The organism is Limnofasciculus baicalensis BBK-W-15, from assembly GCF_024178385.1.
Classification (GTDB): domain Bacteria; phylum Cyanobacteriota; class Cyanobacteriia; order Cyanobacteriales; family Coleofasciculaceae; genus Limnofasciculus; species Limnofasciculus baicalensis.
Window position 1 is genome coordinate 1 of record NZ_JAMZMM010000574.1, and the last position, 2,682, is coordinate 2,682.

Annotated in this window: 2 protein-coding genes; one reads left to right on the plus strand and one right to left on the minus strand. The window is 45.4% G+C overall.

What is annotated here, in order from left to right; translation table 11 throughout:
• Positions 1-1,251: acetyl-CoA carboxylase biotin carboxylase subunit (gene accC, locus NJ959_RS28270; protein WP_254015092.1), on the plus strand; the 1,251-nt coding region annotated here is incomplete at its 5' end.
• 227 nt (positions 1,252-1,478) lie between these two features.
• On the opposite strand, the gene NJ959_RS28275 is transcribed toward accC, so the two are convergent.
• On the minus strand, positions 1,479-2,420 hold the full coding sequence (locus NJ959_RS28275; RefSeq protein ID WP_254015093.1) for a phosphoribulokinase: 942 nt from the start codon (positions 2,418-2,420) through the stop codon (positions 1,479-1,481).
• Positions 2,421-2,682: the final 262 nt, after the last annotated feature.

Sequence of the window (2,682 nt, forward strand, 5' to 3'; positions counted from 1 at the left end):
ATAGATCGCCATGCCCTTCACGTCCAACTTGCGGATGAAGCTGTTTGCATTGGAGATCCCCCCAGTAGCAAAAGTTATTTGAATATTCCCAATATTATCGCTGCTGCCCTAACTCGTAACGCGACGGCGATTCATCCCGGTTATGGGTTTTTGGCAGAAAATGCCCGATTCGCGGAAATCTGTGCGGATCATCAAATTTCCTTTATTGGACCATCTCCGGAAGCGATGCGGGCGATGGGGGATAAATCCACTGCCAAAGAAACCATGCAGCGAGCAGGTGTACCAACCGTACCCGGAAGTGATGGACTTCTGACAAGTGAACGAGAAGCCCTTGATATCGCAGAAAAAATCGGCTATCCCATCATGATTAAAGCCACTGCCGGAGGTGGGGGACGGGGGATGCGGTTTGTGGAGGAGGAAAGCGAACTACCCAAGCTGTTGCTTGCAGCGCAAGGTGAAGCAGAAGCCGCATTTGGCAATCCTGGCGTTTATATGGAAAAATTTATTGTTCGCCCTCGCCATATTGAGTTTCAAATCATTGGTGATAGTTACGGGAATGTTATTCATTTAGGGGAAAGAGATTGTTCCATCCAACGCCGTCACCAAAAACTTTTAGAGGAAGCACCTAGTCCAATTCTTAGTCCAGAATTGCGGGAAAAAATGGGTACAGCAGCGGTAATGGCTGCTAAATCTATTAACTATGTTGGTGCGGGAACAGTGGAGTTTCTACTTGAGGCTTCGGGTGGCTTCTACTTTATGGAAATGAACACCCGTATTCAAGTAGAACATCCCGTGACAGAGATGATATCGGGATTGGATTTAATTGCCGAACAAATTCGCATTGCTCAAGGGGAAAGACTTAATTTAACTCAAGAGCAAGTTATCCTTAAAGGTCATTCGATTGAATGTAGAATTAATGCCGAAGATCCCGATCGCGCTTTTCGTCCCCAACCTGGACGAATTAGCGGTTACTTGCCACCAGGAGGACCGGGAGTCCGGATGGATTCCCACGTCTACACCGATTACGAAATTCCCCCCTACTACGACTCATTAATTGGCAAATTAATTGTCTGGGCACCCAACCGAGAAGCAGCTATTAAGCGGATGAAACGAGCTTTACGAGAATGCGCCATTACTGGTGTGGCAACGACTATTCCCTTCCATCAGAAAATTATGGAAAATCCGGCTTTTCTCAAGGGTGAAGTTTATACTAATTTCGTCGAGACGATGATGGAAAAGTCAGGAAGTTAGTTATTGGTTATTGGTTATTGGTTGTTGGTTATTGGTTGTTGGTTGTTGGTTATTGGTTGTTGGTTATTGGTTGTTGGTTATAATAGCGGTTCTCAGTTGTCTGGAACACAATCTTTTTTTTAACGCAAAGAGCGCAAAGTTAGTCGCAAAGAACGCAAAGAGAATCGCATTTTATCCGGATAGGGGAAAGAAAATACATCTTTACCCCTAATTTCTCACATCTTACCCTACTGATAAATCCGCGCTGCTTTCAACATGTGATAAGTAATCAATAATTGAGTCAGCGCCAAGGGATAACTTTGTAAAGTTTCCCCAGTTGTTCCAATAATCTTACCAATATCTTGATTCCCTTCCAGACTACAGAATTTGCCCAAATAAGGGATATCATTACAGAGAATTCGCTCTAGTTCTTTCACCTGTTCGCTAGTAGCATGACCATCAACTTCTAACACATCCACAGGCTTACCCATATCTCGATCGAGTTCTAAACGGATAGCTGAACTCAGATGAGATTTACTAGGATCGAGAATTCTGGTAAAGTTAGGGTGAGGAATAGTTGGTCTCAGTACCAAACGAACATTGAGCATTAAATCGTTGCCATGAATTTGTTCGGCAGAGGGATAGAAACTAACAACAATATCAGTCCATTGGCGCTGGGGACGAATAAATTCTTCCGAATCTGATTCCCGCTTTCTCAGTTGTTCAAGAACCTCTTCCGTGGTATAACCTCGTTTGGCAGTATCCCGCTTGACTTTCCATTGGGTGCGGAGGGATTCTGGAGGAGCCAAAAAGACTTTAACATCAAAACAATCCTGACAGGCACGAGTGGCATATCCCAGCAAGCCCTCAATAATCACAAATTTAGTTGGCTTGATATACTCCGGCGTTTCTAACATGCCATTGTCGTGATTGTAAATAGGTTTGAGGATAGGTTGCCCGGTACGCAGCTGATTTAGGTGCTGCTGCATGATATCTAGGTAGTTACAGTCGGGGTGGAGTGCGGAAATGCCTTTTTCTGCCCGCTGTTTGCGATCGTAGCGGTGGTAGTCATCCGTACAAATCACCGTCACGTCTTCTTCCCCTAATATTTGGGCAATGCCTCGCGTCAGAGTGGTTTTCCCAGCGGCGCTATCACCGACGATGCCAAGGATGATGGGGCGAGTACTCATGATTTTATGGCGGCTTAGGTTAATTGGTTATAAGAAAATAGCCTGAAAACCCCGTGACTTTAGTCCGGGGATGAAAGGCAGTGGCAGGATTGATCTTGCCATGATATCATCGACAAGTCAGTACAAGACAGAAAAACCTACCCCCGGACTGGAGGAAAGTTTACGCCCGATGAGCCAGTTGTCAGACTGGGATAGCAGACCGCTAAAAGGCAACAGGATTGCGCACGGGAACCTGATTCATCAGGATATTAGGGCTGCGAAG

Coding starts and splice junctions, on each gene's coding strand:
- NJ959_RS28275 (WP_254015093.1), bottom strand. CDS start 2,420: ATGAGTACTCGCCCCATCATCCTTGGCATCGTCGGTGATAGCGCCGCT.